Genomic DNA, 15742 nt, shown 5'->3' on the forward strand with positions numbered 1-15742 from the left:
ACGTGCATCTCCTGTTCAAACTGGCTGGGCTGTTGCGTCGGTCTCGTCTGGCGTCAGGCCTGTCCATTGCGGCAAACGCAGCACCGTCACCCCCGCCTGCTTGAAGGCCCGCTTGCCGAGTTTGAGCAGTGCGGCATCTTTGCTGAACAGCCAGCGTGCTCGCACCTGCATGGCCAGGTCGATGAAAACCTGATCGTCCGGGTCCTTGCAGCGCAAACCGCAGCGCGGTGGCTCAGCCACGAAGGTTGCGTGCTGGAACACGGTCAGCGTCAGCATGGGGTCTGGGGTCCAGGCCTTGAGGTAGCTGCGCGGCCAGACCTGGTGCCACTCCTGCTCCATGGACGGACAAGTCACCCACCGCACCTGTCCGGCCAGGATGGCTTCGACGATGGGCTGGGCGGACGGGTCCTTGAACACCCGCCAGTCCAGCAGCGCATTCGTGTCCAGGATGACGATGGGGCGCGGGTCCTGTGCCGCCAGCGACGCGCCGTCGGGCAGGCTGCCGGGTGGTGCGCTCATTCGGCGCGGCTGATCACGCCGCCACCCAGGCACACGTCGCCCTGGTAGAGCACCGCAGACTGGCCGGGCGTGACCGCCCATTGGGCCTGCGGGAAGCGCAAGGCGATTTCACTGCCGGTGGCCAGCAGGACGTCGCAGGGGGCATCGGCCTGGCGGTAGCGGGTCTTGGCACCCAGGGACTGTGTGCCCACAACAGGGCCGCGACCATCGACCCAGCTCAGGTCATCGGCCAGCAAGGTGTGTTGCTGCAGCCAGGGGTGGTCATGACCTTGCACCACGTACAAGGTGTTGGTGGCCATGTCCTTGCGGGCCACGAACCACGGATCGTGCTCCCCACCGCCGCGCGGTGCGCCCTTTTCCTTCACGCCACCAATGCCAATGCCTTTGCGTTGGCCCAGCGTGTAGAAACTCAGGCCCACGTGCTCGCCCAGCTTGCGGCCCCGGTCGTCCTTGATGGGGCCTGGCGTGTTCGACAGGTAACGGTTCAGGAACTCGCGGAAAGGGCGCTCACCAATGAAGCAGATCCCGGTGGAGTCCTTCTTCTTGGCGTTGGGCAGCTTGATCTCGTCGGCAATGCGGCGCACCTCGGTCTTGGGCAGCTCGCCCACCGGGAACATCGTCTTGCTCAACTGCGCCTGATTCAGGCGGTGCAGGAAGTAGCTCTGGTCCTTCAGCGGGTCCAGGCCTTTGAGCAGTTCGTAGCGCAGGCCGTTTTCGTACGCGGTGTCGGCCACCGAGCGCACCCTGGCGTAGTGGCCCGTGGCGATCTTTTCGGCGCCCAGGCGCATGGCGTGGTCCAGGAAGGCCTTGAACTTGATCTCGGCATTGCACAGCACATCCGGATTGGGCGTGCGACCGGCCTGGTATTCGCGCAGGAACTCGGCGAACACACGGTCCTTGTAGTCCGAGGCGAAGTTGACGTGCTCGATCTCGATGCCGATCACGTCGGCCACCGACGCCGCATCCAGGAAGTCCTGACGGCTGGAGCAGTACTCGCTGTCGTCATCATCTTCCCAGTTCTTCATGAAGATGCCGATGACCTCGTGGCCTTGCTGCTTGAGCAGCCAGGCACTGACGGCGGAATCCACGCCGCCACTCAGGCCCACGACGACGCGTTGCCTCTGTTGCATGTCAGATCAGAAAAAAGCTCAGGAAGCCCGATGGTACGACGGCGCCGAAAACACACTCTCGTGCACGGTCAGAATGTCGAGCGGGTAGCGCTGGCCGGCCAGGTAGCTTTCCATGCACTCCAGCACCAGCGGGCTGCGGTGGCGCTCGGGGCAGGCGCGGATTTCGTCGGCCGTCATCCACACGGCGCGCACGATGCCGTCGTCCAGCGACAGTGCGGGGTCGGTGTCACCCACCGAACCAAAAAAAGCCAGACGCAGATAGGTGATGTCTTCGCCGGTGCGCGTGCGACGGAATCGGGACATGTACATACCCAGAAAGCCTTCCGGGGTGAACTCGCGCGCGGTCTCTTCCAATGTTTCGCGGATCACGCCCTGGATGGGGGATTCACCCGGATCCAGGTGGCCCGCGGGGTTGTTGAGCAGCAGCCCGTCGGAGGTTTCTTCCTCGACCAGCAAAAAGCGGCCATCGCGCTCAATGAGCGCTGCAACAGTGACGTTGGGCTTCCAGCGCACCTTGGGGGTGGCGGGCGCATTGGCAGGCGGAATCGCCTTCAACAGATCGGCGGTGTTCATGAGCCAGACATTATCCGCCAATAGGGTGACGTTCGTGTGTCGGCGCTGCGAACGTGATTCCCCCTTGCTGGGGGGCATGCAAACTGACAACGAATGCCGTCAAATACGCCTTGTAACTCGGGCAAGTCAATGTGCCTTGACAGACCCTAAGGGGAGAAACCCCGATAAGTTTGTGTATGCTGGCACGTTTGGCATGTTCCTAGACGCCCGAAGCACGCGGCGCAACCCCCTTAGCAGGAGATACGGATGTTCATTGGCGTACCCTTGGAGACCACAGTCGGCGAGACCCGCGTGGCGGTGACCCCGGAGACCGTCAAGAAATTGAAGGCGCAAGGTCACACCCTGTTGGTGCAGTCCGGCGCGGGCGTGGCCGCCAGCGTGACGGATGAAGCCTATGTGGCCGCCGGCGCCGAGATCACGGATGCCGCCGGTGCCCTGGGCGCCGACATGGTGCTCAAGGTCCGCTCGCCGTTTGCAAACGAGCGTGCGTTGATGAAGCCCGGCGCGGTGTTGGTGGGCATGCTCAATCCGTTTGACAAGGATGGTCTGCAAGCCCTGACCGATGCCAAGTTGACGGCATTTGCCCTGGAGGCAGCCCCTCGCACCACCCGTGCGCAGAGCATGGATGTGTTGTCGTCGCAGGCCAACCTGGCGGGCTACAAGGCCGTCATGATTGCCGCCGACAAGTACCAGCGTCTGTTCCCCATGTTGATGACTGCTGCCGGGACCGTGAAGGCCGCGCGCGTCGTCATCCTGGGCGTGGGCGTGGCCGGTTTGCAGGCGATTGCCACGGCCAAACGTCTGGGCGCCGTGATCGAAGCCTCGGATGTTCGTCCCTCGGTGAAGGAACAGGTCGAGTCGCTGGGCGCCAAGTTCATCGACGTGCCGTATGAAACGGCCGAAGAGAAGGAGGCTGCCGAAGGCGTGGGCGGTTACGCCCGCCCGATGCCGCAATCCTGGCTGGACCGCCAGAAGGCCGAAGTGGCCAAGCGTGTCGCCCAAGCTGACATCGTGATCACCACGGCCCTGATCCCCGGTCGCGCCGCCCCCGTGCTGGTGACCGAAGAGATGGTCAAGTCCATGAAGCCCGGCTCGGTCATCGTGGACCTGGCCGCGCCTGCCGGCGGCAACTGCCCGCTGACCGAACCCGGTCAAACCGTCATCAAGCACGGTGTGACCCTGGTGGGCGAAACCAATTTGCCAGCGCTGGTGGCGGCTGACGCCTCTTCGCTGTACGCACGCAATGTGATCGACTTCTTGAAGCTGGTCATCAACAAGGAAGGTCAGTTCCACATTGACCTGGAAGACGACATCGTCAAGGCGTGCTTGATGTGTCGTGACGGCCAACTGCTGCGCGCTTAAGAAGTACCGCCGCACAGTCTGCATAGAGAAGGAGTACCCCATGCAACGCAACATGCTGCGCGCCAAGCTGCACCGCGCTACCGTCACCGAAGCCATTCTGGATTACGAAGGCTCTTGCGGGATTGACGAAGACCTGATGGATGCAGCTGACATGAAAGAGTTCGAGTACATCGAGCTCTACAACGTCAACAACGGCGAGCGTTTTGCCACCTACATCATCAAGGCGCCTCGTGGCACCGGCACGATTTCCCTCAACGGCGCGGCCGCTCGCAAGGCCACCGTGGGCGATCTGCTGATCATCTGCACCTACGCGCCCATGACCGAAGCCGAAGTGGCCAGCTACAAGCCCAAGGTGGTGCTGCTGGATGCCGGCAACAAGGTCAAGGAAATCCGCAAGTTCGATTGATTTCAACATCCTCCCAGGAGACAACGCGATGGAAGCCATTTCCCACGTCGTCATCAACCTGACCATCTTCGTGCTGGCCATTTATGTGGGCTATCACGTGGTCTGGAACGTGACCCCCGCTCTGCACACGCCCTTGATGGCGGTGACCAATGCCGTGTCGGCCATTGTGATTGTGGGCGCCATGCTGGCGGCCGCTCTCACCGTGACGACCTTGGGCAAGGTCATGGGTGTGCTGGCTGTGGCACTGGCAGCGGTCAATGTGTTCGGGGGCTTCCTCGTCACACGCCGCATGCTGGAAATGTTCAAGAAGAAGGACAAGAAGGCGGGGGCCAAGTAAATGAGCATGAACCTGATTGCACTGCTGTACCTGGTCGCCTCGGTGTTTTTCATTCAGGCCCTCAAGGGTCTGAGCCACCCCACGACCTCGATTCGCGGCAACCTGTTTGGCATGACCGGCATGACCATTGCCGTGCTGACCACCATCGGTCTGATCCATGGTCAGGTCCAGGCCTTGCAGCTGAACTTTGCCGAAGGCATTGGCTACGTCCTGGCGGGTCTCGTGATTGGCGGTGGCGCGGGCGCCGTGATGGCCAAGCGCGTCGAAATGACCAAGATGCCCGAGCTGGTGGCCTTCATGCACAGCATGATCGGTCTGGCTGCGGTGTTCATCGCCGTGGCGGTGGTGGCCGAGCCTTACGCCTTCCAGATCGTGGCCAAGCCGATTGGTGATGTCCTGGCTGAGATCCCGGTGGGTAACCGCCTGGAGCTGTCCTTGGGCGCGGCCATTGGTGCCATCACCTTCTCGGGTTCGGTCATTGCGTTCGGCAAGCTGAGCGGCAAGTACAAGTTCCGTCTGTTCCAGGGTGCCCCCGTCATCTTCAAGGGCCAGCACATGCTGAACCTGGTGCTGGGTCTGCTGGCGGTAGGCTTGATCGGTACCTTCATGGCCACGCAACGCATGGACGTGTTCGTGGCCCTGATCGCGCTGAGCTTCATCCTGGGTGTGCTGATCATCATCCCCATCGGCGGTGCAGACATGCCCGTGGTGGTGTCGATGCTCAACAGCTACTCGGGCTGGGCCGCAGCCGGGATCGGTTTCTCGCTGAACAACCCGATGCTGATCATTGCCGGTTCGCTGGTGGGCTCGTCCGGTGCCATCCTCTCGTACATCATGTGCAAGGCGATGAACCGTTCGTTCTTCAACGTGATCCTGGGTGGCTTCGGTGGTGATGCCGGTGCCGCCGCAGCCGGTGGTGCGCAACAGCAGCGCTCGGTGAAGAGCGGCTCGGCTGACGATGCTGCCTTCATCCTGGGCAATGCGGAAACCGTGATCATCGTGCCTGGCTACGGTCTGGCCGTGGCCCGTGCTCAGCACGCGGTCAAGGAACTGGCGGCCAAGCTGACCGAAAAGGGCGTGAGCGTGAAGTACGCGATTCACCCTGTGGCCGGTCGCATGCCTGGTCACATGAACGTGCTGCTGGCCGAGGCCGAGGTGCCTTACGACCAGGTGTTCGAGATGGAAGACATCAACGCCGAGTTCGGTCAGGCCGATGTGGCCATCATTCTGGGTGCAAACGACGTGGTCAACCCCGCGGCGCACGTGAAGGGCAGCCCGATCTACGGCATGCCCATCCTGGAAGCCTACAAGGCCAAGACCGTGATCGTGAACAAGCGTTCGATGGCCTCTGGCTATGCAGGTCTGGACAACGAACTGTTCTACATGGACAAGACCATGATGGTGTTCGGTGACGCCAAGAAGGTGGTCGAAGACATGGTCAAGGCCGTCGAATAAGGCGCCTTGCCAAGCCGAAAAAACCGGGCCATGTGCCCGGTTTTTTCATGGGCGTTTGACTCAGTCAGGTTCCAGCTCGGTGTGGGCGGCCACCGCGCAGTTGCGTCCCGCACGCTTGGCGGCATACAGGGCCCGGTCTGCGCGCTCCAGCAGGTGCTCGATGCGCTCTTGGCTTTGCCAGAAGGCGTAGCCTGCCGAGAAGGTGATGTGCAGGTCGGGCAGGGTCTCGACCGCGGTGGTCTGCGTGAGCGCGTTGCGCAGACGCTCAATGATCTGTTGCGCCTGGGTTTTGGCATCCGCGTCTGGTAGCAGCACCAGAAACTCTTCGCCCCCCCAGCGCCCGATCCAGTCGGTCTCACGGAGGGCCTCGCGTGCCACGCGCCCGAAGGCCATCAAGACCGCATCACCGACCTGATGACCGTGCTGGTCATTGATGGCTTTGAAATGGTCCAGATCGAGGAGGATCACGCCAAAAGAGCGGCCACTCAGCAGGGCTCGGCGGTGTTCTTGCTCCAGCAGGCTGTGCAAATAGGGGCGGCTGAACAAGCCGGTCAATCCATCGTGGTGCGTGACACGCTCCAACTCACGCTGGGCGGCAGCCAATTGGCGGCGCTCGATCGCCACGCGCTCCCTCAGCTTGGCAAACTTGCGTGACTGAACGGTGATCAAGCCCAGGATGAACGCCGCTGTCAGCACCTTGACGGTTTGGGAGGCCGGGTTGAACTGCGGCAGAGGCGTGAACGTGCCGACGAGCAACACGCACATCAGCATGCCGATGAGGGCCGCGCCGATGAAGACCACGACCCGAGAGCTCAGGTTGATGAAGCCAAAGACCAGAATCAAGCCAAGTGACAGGAGCAGTGGTGCGCGGGCTGTGGGCACGGTGGCGTAGCCCAGTGAGGCGATCATGCCGCCCCACAGGATCTGGGGCGCCACCAGGCCCGGGTCCTTGAGGTGGCGTGTGGCCCCCATGCGAACCAGTGGGTAGGTGACAAAGATGGCGGGAAACATCAGGGTCAGGAAAACCAAGCCCAGTTCGGCGCTCATACGCCCCTTGGGAATGGTGAACGTGAGCATGAGCACGGACCAGCACAAGTACACCAGCGAAGCCAGCAGGCACAGAAAGGTTCTGTCGCGCATGCGTGGGTCGGTGCCCAGCAGCCAGTCAGATAACCGAGAGGATGCGTGGCTCATGCGGGCTCGGCCTCCACGGTTCTGCCACGTCCTTCCGCCTTGGCCCGATACAGTGCGCGGTCTGCGAGTTCCAGTTGACGGTGCAAGGGGCCATCGCCCTGGGGCTGGCATAGGCCGGCTGAGAAGCTGACGGAGAGGTCGCTTGCCAGCGCAGACCAGTTGTGCAGACGCAAGCTGTCTTGCAGCAAGTCCAGACGCTTGCGGGCCACGCTCAGCGACGTCTCGGGCATCAGCAACAGGAATTCTTCCCCGCCCCAGCGCGCCAGCAGATCGGTAGCGGGCAGTTGTGTCGTGCTGATGTGTCCGAACGTGCGCAACACAGCGTCACCCACGGCATGGCCGTGCGCGTCATTGATGTGCTTGAAGTGATCCAGATCCAGAATGGCAAAGCAAAACGGTTGCCCCGTTCTGCGCAGACGCCGCCATTCGTTTTCGAGCAAATTCTGCATGTGGCGGCGGTTGATCAGTCCGGTCAAGGCATCTCGGACCGAGGCCTCGGCCAACTGCGTCACCGTTTCGGCCAGTTGGGTCCGCTGGGCGAGCATCTGGCTGCGCCAGTGGTAACTTTTCAGTGAGACCAGTCGCATCACCGGCATGATCACCGCCCCCATGCCCAGGCTGACCCATTCGGACACGGCGTCAATGCGGCCCTCATGCATGTGGTCGTGGAGGGCAGTGGCGAGTGCCATCAGGCTCAAGGACCCGAGCGAGGCCATCAGCAATTGCCTCACCGACAGCCGATTGATGTCGAAGAGCATGAGCAGGCACAGCCACAGCAGCGCCAGGCCCCGAGCCACATCAATGGCCGTGTAGGAAATGACCACGGCCACGCAGCCGCAGAGCACCTGTGGAAAGGTCAGTGAGGGGTCGGCGGACCCTAGCGTCGCGCGGCTTTTCAGCAAGACGTAAAGGGTGACCAGGCTCAGGGAGCACCATGCGCTGAGCAGGTAAGCGGCCCAAGGCTTGACGGCCCCCATCGCGAGACCGACGTAGGCCGCACTCAGCCCAATGGCGTAGGGCAAGACGGTGAGCCTCAAGCGCCGCAGGCCTTTGCTGCGTGCCAACGGGGCCGACGCACGGTCCAGCGCCAACAGGCGAGACGGCGTCTCGCCCAGATGGGGGGTCGCGGTGGACGCATTCGCCATGGACAAGTCGACTCATCAGTGCAGGGAATTCATCATGCCACCGAAGGTTTGCGCGAGCGGAGGCGCCTTGACGCTCCCGTCAATTCGTGCACAGATGCAAACCGGGTTTCAGGGAAAGTCCTGAGGGGATTCGACGGGGCAAGCGGCGCAATCCACGCCATTTAGGTGGTCGATTAGGGTGATTTTTCACTGCTTTGCATCGACAAAGCATTCACAATGAGTTCGGGGTCGCACTTGCGGGGGCCCCGAGGGTCGTAGTCGTCCGCAAGATCTTGTTCCAGATCGAGACCGTAGACCCATGAACCAGCTTGCCGCCAGCCAGCCAGCCGATGTGCCGACCGAGGGTGACCGGTACCGGTTCTTTCCGGTGCTGATACCGTTCGTTTTCAGCTTGTTGGCGTTGGCGTTCACAGATTTCACGCTACGCTGGCAGGAAGAGTTGAGCCGGCAATCCGAGTTTTCGTCCTATGCCGCCCGCCTGCACGAGCGGCTCCGAGAGCGCGTGCGGACCTATGACGAAATCCTGCGCGGTGCAGCGGGTCTGTTCCGGGCCTCCAGTGATGTCAGTCGTGCCGAGTGGCACGCCTACGTGGCCAGCCTGGCTTTGGACGAGGGCTATGTGGGCATTCAGGGCCTAGGCTATGCCAAGCATCTGAGTGCTGCCACGGCGCCGGACTATGTGAACGGTGTCCGGGCGGAGGGCTTTCCGGAGTTTGCGATCAGTCCTCCCGGGGCACGCGACACCTATGGCGTGATCACGTATCTGGAGCCGTTTTATGGGCGCAATATCCGTGCGTTCGGGTTTGACATGCTGTCCGAGCCGGTTCGCCGCGAGGCCATGCTGCGTGCCCGTGACAGCTCAGACATTGTCTACAGCGGTCGCGTGACCTTGAAGCAGGAAACCGATGTGGATGTGCAAGCTGGCTTCCTGGCTTACCTGCCGGTTTACCGTGGGGGGGCGCGTCCGCCCACGGTGGAGCAGCGGCGAGCGGTGTTGCAGGGGTGGGTGTATGCACCGTTTCGCCTCAAGGACCTGATCGATGCCGTGTTGCAGGGGGACCGGCAGGCCGTGTCCATCCGTTTGAGTGATCGCGGTCATGATGGGCGAGCCATTGAGTCCCTGCTGTTTGACAGCCGTGCCGGCATGGCCAGCAAGGATGACCCGTGGCTGCGAGACCTGGCGGTGACCTTGCCCATGGAGATCAATGGGCGAGTCTGGTCTGTGCGCTACGAGCCCGCGTCGGGCTATCAGCAGGCCGACCAGACCCGCTATCGGTGGCTGGCCATGCTGGGCGTGGGGGTCACGGGCTTGCTGTTGTGCGTGCTGACGTGGGTGTGGCTGAACACCCGCCTGCGCGCCGAAGCCTTGGCGGCGGGGATGACCCGTGTCATCTCCGATGGCGAGGAGCGTTTCAAGCTGCTGGTCGAGGGGCTGAAGGATTACGCCATCGTGATGCTGGATGATCGCGGCACCATCATGACGTGGAACGCCGGGGCGGAGCGCATCAAAGGTTGGTCGGCGGCAGAGGTGGTTGGCCGTCATTTCAGCATTTTCTTCACGGACGAAGACCGTGTCGCCGGTGTCGCCGAGAAGGCCTTGGCCACGGCGTTGATCACGGGGCGCTACAGCGAAGAGGGGTGGCGCATTCGCAAGGATGGATCGTTGTTTCGCGCCAGTGTGCTGATCACGGCGATGCGCGATGCGGCCGGCCAGATCACGGGGTTTGCCAAGGTCACTCGCGATGTCAGTGAGCGCTACAAGCAGGAAGAAGGCTTGCGGCTGGCCGCCACCGTGTTCCGGTCGACACAGGAGGGGGTCGTCATCACCGACGTCAGTGGCTGCGTGGTGGCAGTCAATCCGGCCTTCGAGCGCATCACCGAATACGCCGAGGCCGAGGTCATGGGGCAGCGCTTGAGTCTGCTGGCATCCGGGCGGCATCAACGTGAGTTCTTCCAGCGGATGTGGCGAGACATTCTGGACACGGGGGGCTGGCAAGGCGAGATCTGGAATCGCCGCAAGGGCGGGGAGATTTATCCCAGTTGGCTGGCCATCAGTGCGGTGCGCAATGAGCGCGGTGAACTGTCCAACTTTGTGGGTGTGTATGCAGACATGACACGCATCCCGCATGCAGAGACCCAGATCGAGCGCCTGGCCCACCATGACCCGCTGACTGGCTTGCCCAATCGCATGCTGTTGCAGTCACGATTGGGGCATACCTTGGAGCGCATGCACCGGACGCAGCACACCTGTGCCGTCATGTTCCTGGATCTGGACCGTTTCAAGGCGGTCAATGATCAATATGGGCACGAGGCAGGCGACGAATTGCTCAAAGAAGTGGCTCGCAGCTTGCGCCTGCACCTGCGTGAGAACGACACGGTGGCGCGTCTGGGGGGCGACGAGTTTGTGGTGGTCCTGGAGGACCTCACCAGCGCGGAAGGTGCCATCCTGGTGGCGCGTGCCATCGTCGATCGCTTGAACAAGCCCTTCCGTCTGTCATGTGGGCATGATGCCAACATCGGGTGCAGTGTGGGGATCAGCATCTATCCCAACGACGGGGATGATGTGGATGCGCTGATCCGGCAGGCGGATATTGCGATGTACAAGGCCAAACAGGCTGGCCGCGGCACCTGGTGTCTGTACCGCGGCGAGCCGTCTCACTGAGTCGGGTCAGGCCGCTTGTGCCTGTGTGCCGCTCAGCACGCCATGGGCCGAAGCGGGGTTGAGACCCAGAATCTGGCGAGCCTCGGCGGGTGAGGCCACTTCACGGCCAGCACGGCGCGCACACGCTGCCAAGGCTTCGATCAAGGGGCCGTTGCCGGTGGTGCGCTCGCCGCCGGGCAGGTAGAACGTGTCTTCCACGCCAGTGCGCAGCATGCCGCCCAGATCGGCGGTGGCCTGGTGCACCGGCCAGATTTCTTCACGGCCAATGAGGGTGGTTTGCCAGAAGGTGCCGGGCTCGCGGTACTTGACCAGCAGCTTGAGCAAGTCGGCATCCACCGGCATGCCCGAGGCGACGCCCATCACGAAGTTGTACTCCAGGTGGTCGGTCATGCCCGCCTTCTTGTACATGCCCACGGAGCGGACGATGCCCACGTCAAAGCATTCGAATTCGGGGCGAGTGCCGGTCTCGTGCATGACGTCGATCATGGCCTTGACCTTGTCGACCGTGTTGTCGAACAGCATGGGCGGCCAAGCCCATTGCCCGTTCTCTTTGATCTTGAGGTAGTTGAGGCTGCCCGCGTTGCAGGCGGCGATTTCAGGGCGCACAGCACGGATGCAGGCGGCCGGACCGGAGATGTCGGCGCCCACCACGCCCGTGGTCAGGTTGATGATGACGTCGGGGCAGGCTTCGCGGATGGCTGTGTCAATCTCGGATGCCACGGCGGGGTCCCAACTGGGGAAGCGCCCCATGCCGGGCTCCTGGCGACGCAGGTGCACGTGCATGATGGCCGCGCCGGCATCGTAGGCTTCGCGGGCAGCGGCGGCCATTTCCTTAGCCGTCACAGGCACAGGGTGCTGGGTGGGGTCGGTCAGCACGCCCGTGAGCGCGCAGGTCAGAATGGCCTTGTCCATCAGTCTTCCTTGGTGAGTTCGATGTCGATCAGCAGGGTTTTGGCCTGCACCTGTTCGCCCGGGGTGGCATAGACCGCCTTGACCACGCCCGGAGCCTGCGCGGACAGCCACATTTCCATTTTCATGGCCTCGATGCTGAGCAGCGCCTGGCCTTCCGTGACCTTGTCGCCGGCCTTCACCAGCACCTGGGCCACCGTGCCCGCCACCGGGGCCAGACCTCGGCTGGGATCCTGACCGGCGCCCTGATCGGGCCAGGCCGACACTTCGGTGAAGGTGAAGATCGCTGCGTCCTGCACCAGGTGCAGGGTGTCGGCGACCCACACCGCACGAAGGCGACGCTGGATGCCGTCCAATTCATAGCGTAGCCAGCCCGTCGCTGCATCGTGCGAGATCAGGCGCAGCGCGGTCGCTGGGGCCGTGGGGGTGGGGTGAACCAGATAGGTGTCGCCGCAGCCATGATGAACGCGCAGGGTGCGCCGGGCGTCGGCACACTGCAGGGGCAGGTCATAGGCTGCCACGCTGGCGGCGCGCAGGCCGGTGGCGTGCCCTTCGTGATGAACCGCGTGCAGGGCCGCCGCAATGAGCCAGCAGGTGTCGCTGGCCACCGGGCGTTGCAGCAGGGGCTCCCCGTCGATTTGCCACTGATCAATCAGGGTGGTCGTCATGCTGCCTTCGCGGAAGCGAGGGTGGTCTACCAAGTCCCGCAAAAAGCGCGCGTTGTGCTGCAAGCCCAGCAGCGGCGCATCGTCGAGCGTGGCGATCAGGCGGCGGATGGCGTCGTCACGGTCACGGCCATGCACGATGAGTTTGGCCACCATGGGGTCGTAATGCGGTGTGACCTCGCCGCCTTCGCGAATGCCTGCGTCAATGCGCACGCCGTCGTACAAAGCCTGCTCCGGACGCCACCAGGCAATGCGACCGGTTTGGGGTGCAAAGTTGGCATAGGGGTCTTCGGTGTACAGGCGGGCCTCGATGGCGTGTCCGCTCAGTGTGATCTGGTCTTGCGTCAGCGGCAGAGGCTGACCGGCAGCCACCCGCAGTTGCCACTCGACCAGATCCAAGCCCGAGATCATCTCGGTCACCGGGTGTTCGACCTGCAGGCGGGTGTTCATCTCCAGGAAGTAGTAGTTCAGGTCCTGGTCCACGATGTACTCGATGGTGCCCGCGCCACAGTAGTGGATGGCCTGGGCGGCCAGCACGGCATCGCGCCCCATGGCTGCACGCATCTCGGGACTCACCACCGGGGAGGGCGACTCCTCGATCACCTTCTGACGGCGGCGTTGGGCCGTGCAGTCACGTTCGCCGATGTACACCGCATTGCCGTGGCCGTCGGCAAACACCTGGATTTCAATGTGGCGGCCATTGAGGATCAGGCGTTCCAGCATGAGCGTGCCGTCGCCAAAGGCACTCTGGGCTTCACGGCGGGCACTGGTGATTGCCTGGGGCAACTCTTCTTTGTGATGCACCAGGCGCATGCCGCGGCCACCGCCGCCACTGACGGCCTTGACCAGCAAGGGAAAGCCCAGCCGTTCGGCTTCACCGATCAGGTGTTCGTCGTCTTGGTTGGCGCCCAGATAGCCGGGCGCGGTGGGGACGCCGGCTTTGATCATCTCGGCTTTCGCGCCGGCCTTGTCACCCATGACGCGGATGGCTTCCGGAGAGGGGCCGATGAATATCACGCCCGCATTGCGGCAGGCTTCGGCAAAGGCGGCGTTCTCCGACAGGAAGCCGTAGCCGGGGTGAATGGCGTTGGCGCCGGTGCGACGGCAGGCATCCAGCAGCACGTCTCCCTTCAAATAGGACTCGGCCGCAGGTGCCGGGCCAATGCAAACCGCTTCGTCAGCCAGACTCACATGCGGTGCCTGGGCATCGGCGTCGCTGTAGACAGCGACCGTGCGGTAGCCCAGCTTGCGGGCAGTGCGGATGACGCGGCAGGCAATTTCCCCGCGGTTGGCAATCAGGATCTTTTTCAGCATATGACTTGCATCCTCAAGCGGATGGGGGGACCCAGCGGGGCTTGCGCTTTTGCATGAAGGCCTGGGTGCCTTCCTGGCCTTCTTCACTCAGCACGGCTTGGGCAAACAAAGCAGCGGCGTCATCAATCAGGCTGTCAGCGGGTGACTGGCGGGCACGCTCCAGCAAGCGCTTGGTGGTGGCAATGGCCTGAGGGCCGCACGCCAGGATGCGTGCCAGGGTTTGTTGCAAGGCGTCTTGAAGGGCCGCCTCATCGGCATGCACTTCATGAACGAGTCGGATGGTCAGGGCTTCGCGGGCATCCACGCGTGCCCCCGTGACCGACAGGCGTTTGGCCTCGGCATAGCCCAGTCGCTCCACCAAGAAGGGGGCGATTTGGGCGGGGATGATGCCCAGCGAGGTCTCTGGCAGGCGAAAGCTCACGTTGTCTCGTGCCAGGCTGACGTCGGACACGCAGGCCAGACCAAAGCCACCACCCATCACGGTGCCTTCCAGCACGGTCACGATGGGCAGACTGGATCGGGCATACGCCAGGCACAACTGACCAAACGCGGCATTCACCACTTCGATCGGGTTGCGCTCGGTGACGGCCTGCCCGGCATCGACTTGGGCCTGCTGCGCGGCCAGCTTCATGCGGGCCTGGGCCATGTCGCCAATGTCGCCGCCGGCACAGAAATGGCCGCCCTGGCCGCGCAGCACCACCACACGGGTGTCGGGGTCCGCTTCGGCTGCTTTCAAGGCGGCGAGCAGTTCATGCACCATGGTGAGTGACATGGCATTGCGAACTTCCGGCCGGTTCAAAGAAATGGTGCAGACACCTTGGGTGGTCTGAACCTGAATGGTGGCGTGGCTCATGGGTGGACCTTGCGTGGGTGCAGTGAATCGGCGCGACTCAGCGAGCCTTCTTGGGCAAGGTGCCCTCCAGCTTGGCGATGATGCCGAGCATGATTTCGTCGGCACCGCCGCCAATGGAGACCAGGCGGCCATCACGGTAGGCGCGGGCCAGCGGGTTGTCCCAGGTGAAGCCCATGCCGCCCCAGTACTGCAGGCAGCTATCGGCCACTTCACGCACCAGGCGGCCGCACTTCAGCTTGGCCATGGAGGCCAGTCGGGTCACATCCTTGCCCGCCACGTATTCTTCGACCGCACGGTAGGTGAGCGAGCGCAGCAACTCGACTTCGGTACGCAACTCGGCCAGGCGGAAATGGATCACCTGGTTGTTGATCAGCGGCGTGCCGAAGGTGTGACGATCCTTGCAGTAGTCGATGGTCTGGTCGATCAGTCGGTCCATCATCAGCAGCGAATTGGCTGCGCCGTACAGACGCTCTTCCTGGAACTGCAGCATCTGCATCATGAAGCCCGTGCCTTCAACGCCAATCAGGTTGCGTTTGGGCACGCGCACGTTGTCGAAGAACAGCTGGGCAGTGTCAGAGGCTCGCATGCCGAGCTTGTCGATTTTTTGACGCTCGATGCCCTTGGCATCCATGGGCACGATGATGAGCGACTTGTTCTCATGCACCTTGCCTTCTGAGGTGTTGGCCAGCAGGCAGCACCAGTCGGCCTGCATGCCGTTGGTGATCCACATCTTCGAGCCATTGATGACGTAGTCGTCGCCATCGGACTTGGCTGTGGTCTTCAGTGCCGCCACATCCGAGCCACCACCCACTTCGCTCACGCCGATGCAACCCACCATGTCCCCGGCAATCGCCGGAGCCAGGTATTCCTTCTTCAAGGCTTCTGAGCCAAATCGGTGCAGGGCGGGGGTGCACATGTCGGTTTGCACACCAATCGCCAGGGGTACCCCGCCGCAATTGGCCACGCCAAAGGCTTCGGAGGCGACGGCGGCATACGAAAAATCCAGTCCCATGCCACCGTAAGCGGTGTCGTACTTGATGCCCAGCAGGCCCAGGTCGCCGGCCTTCTTGAACAGTTCGTGGGCCGGGAAGAAGCCGGCCTTTTCCCACTCGTCGCAGAAGGGGTTGATCTCGTTGTCGACAAAGCGCTTGACAGTATCGGCAATGGCGCGGTGCTCGGCCGTGAACAGCATGGTGGTCTCCTCGGTTCTCGTGGGGA

At 62.9% G+C, this 15742-nt stretch carries 14 protein-coding genes; 5 read left to right on the forward strand and 9 right to left on the reverse strand.

Annotated features, from left to right (window positions below; all coding sequences use genetic code 11):
- Positions 1 to 15: 15 nt before the first annotated feature.
- Genes ACOYNB_RS00890 through ACOYNB_RS00900 form a run of 3 tightly spaced genes read right to left on the reverse strand, consistent with a single transcriptional unit; the run spans position 16 to position 2222 of the window.
- Positions 16 to 519: a PIN domain-containing protein gene (locus tag ACOYNB_RS00890; RefSeq protein ID WP_422837226.1), complete on the reverse strand. Its 504-nt coding sequence runs from the start codon at positions 517 to 519 to the stop codon at positions 16 to 18.
- The gene (gene mnmA, locus ACOYNB_RS00895) at positions 516 to 1649 is read right to left on the reverse strand and encodes a tRNA 2-thiouridine(34) synthase MnmA (RefSeq protein ID WP_422837227.1); all 1134 of its coding nucleotides are present in this window, start codon (positions 1647 to 1649) and stop codon (positions 516 to 518) included. The genes ACOYNB_RS00890 and mnmA overlap by 4 nt, the downstream gene beginning before the upstream one ends.
- 18 nt (positions 1650 to 1667) lie before the next feature.
- Positions 1668 to 2222, reverse strand: a complete 555-nt coding sequence (locus tag ACOYNB_RS00900) for an NUDIX hydrolase (protein WP_422837228.1) — start codon at positions 2220 to 2222, stop codon at positions 1668 to 1670.
- 246 nt (positions 2223 to 2468) lie between these two features.
- Between ACOYNB_RS00900 and ACOYNB_RS00905 the strand changes: the two genes are divergently transcribed.
- Genes ACOYNB_RS00905 through ACOYNB_RS00920 form a run of 4 tightly spaced genes read left to right on the forward strand, consistent with a single transcriptional unit; the run spans position 2469 to position 5782 of the window.
- Entirely contained in the window at positions 2469 to 3584 is a 1116-nt protein-coding gene (locus tag ACOYNB_RS00905) for a Re/Si-specific NAD(P)(+) transhydrogenase subunit alpha (protein ID WP_422837229.1), read from the forward strand.
- 40 nt (positions 3585 to 3624) lie between these two features.
- On the forward strand, positions 3625 to 3990 hold the full coding sequence (gene panD / locus ACOYNB_RS00910; protein ID WP_422837230.1) for an aspartate 1-decarboxylase: 366 nt from the start codon (positions 3625 to 3627) through the stop codon (positions 3988 to 3990).
- Between the two features lie 28 nt (positions 3991 to 4018).
- A complete protein-coding gene (locus tag ACOYNB_RS00915) occupies positions 4019 to 4327 on the forward strand; it encodes an NAD(P) transhydrogenase subunit alpha (RefSeq protein WP_374255638.1) in 309 nt (102 codons plus the stop codon).
- Entirely contained in the window at positions 4328 to 5782 is a 1455-nt protein-coding gene (locus tag ACOYNB_RS00920) for an NAD(P)(+) transhydrogenase (Re/Si-specific) subunit beta (RefSeq protein ID WP_374255640.1), read from the forward strand.
- Between the two features lie 60 nt (positions 5783 to 5842).
- On the opposite strand, the gene ACOYNB_RS00925 is transcribed toward ACOYNB_RS00920, so the two are convergent.
- Positions 5843 to 6976 (reverse strand): GGDEF domain-containing protein, encoded by a 1134-nt coding sequence (locus ACOYNB_RS00925; RefSeq protein WP_422837231.1) that lies wholly within the window; start codon positions 6974 to 6976, stop codon positions 5843 to 5845.
- On the reverse strand, positions 6973 to 8121 hold the full coding sequence (locus ACOYNB_RS00930; RefSeq protein ID WP_422837232.1) for a diguanylate cyclase: 1149 nt from the start codon (positions 8119 to 8121) through the stop codon (positions 6973 to 6975). The genes ACOYNB_RS00925 and ACOYNB_RS00930 overlap by 4 nt, the downstream gene beginning before the upstream one ends.
- Before the next feature lie 298 nt (positions 8122 to 8419).
- On the opposite strand from ACOYNB_RS00930, the gene ACOYNB_RS00935 reads away from it, so the two are divergent.
- Entirely contained in the window at positions 8420 to 10783 is a 2364-nt protein-coding gene (locus tag ACOYNB_RS00935) for a CHASE domain-containing protein (RefSeq protein WP_422837233.1), read from the forward strand.
- A gap of 6 nt (positions 10784 to 10789) precedes the next feature.
- Here ACOYNB_RS00935 and ACOYNB_RS00940 read toward each other — a convergent pair whose 3' ends face one another.
- From ACOYNB_RS00940 to ACOYNB_RS00955, 4 genes are read right to left on the reverse strand one after another with little or no spacing between them, the layout of a single operon-like run.
- On the reverse strand, positions 10790 to 11695 hold the full coding sequence (locus ACOYNB_RS00940) for a 3-keto-5-aminohexanoate cleavage protein (protein ID WP_422837234.1): 906 nt from the start codon (positions 11693 to 11695) through the stop codon (positions 10790 to 10792).
- On the reverse strand, positions 11695 to 13671 hold the full coding sequence (locus ACOYNB_RS00945) for an acetyl/propionyl/methylcrotonyl-CoA carboxylase subunit alpha (protein WP_422837235.1): 1977 nt from the start codon (positions 13669 to 13671) through the stop codon (positions 11695 to 11697). Before ACOYNB_RS00945 ends, ACOYNB_RS00940 begins: the two co-directional genes overlap by 1 nt.
- Before the next feature lie 13 nt (positions 13672 to 13684).
- Positions 13685 to 14524: an enoyl-CoA hydratase/isomerase family protein gene (locus tag ACOYNB_RS00950; protein WP_422837236.1), complete on the reverse strand. Its 840-nt coding sequence runs from the start codon at positions 14522 to 14524 to the stop codon at positions 13685 to 13687.
- A gap of 37 nt (positions 14525 to 14561) precedes the next feature.
- Complete coding sequence (locus ACOYNB_RS00955) at positions 14562 to 15716, reverse strand: acyl-CoA dehydrogenase family protein (RefSeq protein WP_422837237.1); 1155 nt, start codon at positions 15714 to 15716, stop codon at positions 14562 to 14564.
- Positions 15717 to 15742 lie beyond the last annotated feature (26 nt).

This window comes from Aquabacterium sp. (assembly GCF_049317225.1).
GTDB lineage: Bacteria > Pseudomonadota > Gammaproteobacteria > Burkholderiales > Burkholderiaceae_C > Aquabacterium.

Coding starts and splice junctions, on each gene's coding strand:
- ACOYNB_RS00890 (WP_422837226.1), bottom strand. CDS start 519: ATGAGCGCACCACCCGGCAGCCTGCCCGACGGCGCGTCGCTGGCGGCA.
- mnmA (WP_422837227.1), bottom strand. CDS start 1,649: ATGCAACAGAGGCAACGCGTCGTCGTGGGCCTGAGTGGCGGCGTGGAT.
- ACOYNB_RS00900 (WP_422837228.1), bottom strand. CDS start 2,222: ATGAACACCGCCGATCTGTTGAAGGCGATTCCGCCTGCCAATGCGCCC.
- ACOYNB_RS00905 (WP_422837229.1), top strand. CDS start 2,469: ATGTTCATTGGCGTACCCTTGGAGACCACAGTCGGCGAGACCCGCGTG.
- panD (WP_422837230.1), top strand. CDS start 3,625: ATGCAACGCAACATGCTGCGCGCCAAGCTGCACCGCGCTACCGTCACC.
- ACOYNB_RS00915 (WP_374255638.1), top strand. CDS start 4,019: ATGGAAGCCATTTCCCACGTCGTCATCAACCTGACCATCTTCGTGCTG.
- ACOYNB_RS00920 (WP_374255640.1), top strand. CDS start 4,328: ATGAGCATGAACCTGATTGCACTGCTGTACCTGGTCGCCTCGGTGTTT.
- ACOYNB_RS00925 (WP_422837231.1), bottom strand. CDS start 6,976: ATGAGCCACGCATCCTCTCGGTTATCTGACTGGCTGCTGGGCACCGAC.
- ACOYNB_RS00930 (WP_422837232.1), bottom strand. CDS start 8,121: ATGGCGAATGCGTCCACCGCGACCCCCCATCTGGGCGAGACGCCGTCT.
- ACOYNB_RS00935 (WP_422837233.1), top strand. CDS start 8,420: ATGAACCAGCTTGCCGCCAGCCAGCCAGCCGATGTGCCGACCGAGGGT.
- ACOYNB_RS00940 (WP_422837234.1), bottom strand. CDS start 11,695: ATGGACAAGGCCATTCTGACCTGCGCGCTCACGGGCGTGCTGACCGAC.
- ACOYNB_RS00945 (WP_422837235.1), bottom strand. CDS start 13,671: ATGCTGAAAAAGATCCTGATTGCCAACCGCGGGGAAATTGCCTGCCGC.
- ACOYNB_RS00950 (WP_422837236.1), bottom strand. CDS start 14,524: ATGAGCCACGCCACCATTCAGGTTCAGACCACCCAAGGTGTCTGCACC.
- ACOYNB_RS00955 (WP_422837237.1), bottom strand. CDS start 15,716: ATGCTGTTCACGGCCGAGCACCGCGCCATTGCCGATACTGTCAAGCGC.